This is a genomic window from Mesorhizobium sp. M7A.F.Ca.US.006.04.2.1 (assembly GCF_004022915.1).
GTDB classification, from domain to species: Bacteria; Pseudomonadota; Alphaproteobacteria; order Rhizobiales; family Rhizobiaceae; genus Mesorhizobium; species Mesorhizobium ciceri.
The window spans coordinates 1-1,118 of sequence record NZ_RZQA01001308.1 but is presented as its reverse complement, the minus strand read 5'-3'; the positions used below and the strand labels follow the sequence as shown (position 1 = coordinate 1,118).

General features: G+C 63.1%; 2 protein-coding genes. One reads left to right on the top strand and one right to left on the bottom strand.

The window, feature by feature from the left end:
• The coding region (locus EN925_RS36865) for a lytic transglycosylase domain-containing protein (protein ID WP_128337418.1) at positions 1-684 on the bottom strand (684 nt) is incomplete at its 3' end.
• A gap of 141 nt (positions 685-825) precedes the next feature.
• Here EN925_RS36865 and EN925_RS36860 point away from each other — a divergent pair.
• On the top strand, positions 826-1,118 hold a 293-nt coding region (locus tag EN925_RS36860; protein ID WP_128337417.1), incomplete at its 3' end, for an FAD-dependent oxidoreductase.

The following is a 1,118-nucleotide window of genomic DNA, read 5'->3' as shown; positions in this document are numbered from 1 at the left end:
GCCATGGCCCTTGAGGAAGTTGGCGGTGGAAGCCAGCGCCGTGCCCTTGTCGCGCAGGTTTCCGCCGCCGACGCCATATTTCAGGACGTTTCCTGGCAGGAACTGCGTGTGTCCGATCTCGCCATGCGCGGCCCCGACCGACGAGGCTGTCAGCGCCCCGCGATCGACCAGCTTCAGGGCGGCGATCGCATGCGGGTAGAAGAACCCCGGGCGGCGGCAATCATAGGCAAGCGTCAAAATCGCAGAGACGGTGTTCTGGTTGCCCATGGCCGAACCGAAGCCGGTTTCCATACCCCAGATGGCCAGCAACACGCCCGGCGACACGCCGTAATTCGCTTCGATCTTGGAGAACAGCGCCGCATTCGACTTTTTCAGCGACCGGCCCTTGGAGATAATCGCCGCGCCGCCGCGCCGCCGCATGAAATCGTCCACCGAGCCGCTGAAGGCCTTGTGAATGCCGCGGTCGACGGAGATCGTCTTTGTCGCGTAGTTCGCCCCGGCCAGAGCGGCCAGCCCCTTGGCGCCCACACCTTCCGACCTGGCCTGCGCGGCAAAGTCCTGCTTCCAGGCCTCGAAGCCGGCGCCGGTCTTGCCGCAGCTGGCCGCTGCCTGTGCGCCCGTCGCCAGCGCAAGCACCGCCATCGCGGCCGCTGCAAACATCTTTCCCTTGGCAAGAATTGCCATGTTGATCTCCTGGTTGCCTGAATCACGTCCCAATTGCGAACTTGCCAGCGAAACGCGCACTTGTCACTGTCACCGCTGCAATGCTGGCGAATGCCGTGGAATTTGCCTAGGATCAAGTGATTATTGTGGCAAGGGGGCTGCATGCAAGACGTTGATGTCGTCATCATCGGCGCCGGCTCGGCGGGTCTTGCCGCTGCCAAAACCCTGCAGGCGGCGGGGCTTTCCTTCACGCTGCTCGAAGCGATGGACAGAATCGGCGGGCGAGCCTGGACCAGCGACCAGCATTTCGGCGTGCCTTTCGACATCGGCTGCGCCTGGCTGCATGCCGCCGACCGCAATCCCTATTTTCCCGAAGCGCAAGTGGCAGGCTGGACGTTGCATCATCACGACATGAATGTCGATCATCTCTACTACCGCGAGCGCAAGGCGAGCGA